At 61.9% G+C, this 465-nt stretch carries 1 pseudogene; it reads left to right on the top strand.

Features of this window, described 5'->3' with window-relative positions:
• Nucleotides 1-465 (top strand): annotated as a pseudogene (locus EN893_RS37560) (lipid-A-disaccharide synthase); the annotation flags it as partial.

The raw sequence follows: 465 nt of genomic DNA, 5'->3' as shown, positions 1-465 counted from the left end.
GCTGCCGACCGTTCCGCATGTCGCCGAGCTCGTCAAATCCTCCGTCAACCGCTGGGATGAAAAGCCTGAGATCATCGTCGATTCCCAGCGCAAATGGCAGGCTTTCGGCAAAGCCGATGCGGCGCTGATCGCGTCCGGGACGGTATCGCTGGAACTGGCGCTGGCCGGCGTGCCGATGATTTCCTGCTACAGGCTCGACCCGGTCGCGCGGGTCTTGGCGCCGTACCTCGTTTCCGTCTGGTCGGCGCTGCTGCCCAATCTGATATCGGATCGAGCGCTTATTCCGGAATTCTACGACGGCTACATCAAGCCGAACAATCTGGCCCGGCAATTGGAAGCCCTGTTCGCCGACAGCGGCATGCGCGCCTGGCAGAAGAATGGATTTGCAGAGATCACGCGGCGCATGGCGACGGATAGACCGTCCGGCGAGATCGCCGCGCAGGTGGTGATGCGGTATGTCAAGAG

It is taken from the genome of Mesorhizobium sp. M7A.F.Ca.CA.004.04.2.1 (assembly GCF_004022825.1).
In the GTDB taxonomy this organism is placed as follows: Bacteria; Pseudomonadota; Alphaproteobacteria; order Rhizobiales; family Rhizobiaceae; genus Mesorhizobium.
Note: the sequence above shows the minus strand (reverse complement) of the source record. Positions and strands in the feature narration are given on the sequence as shown.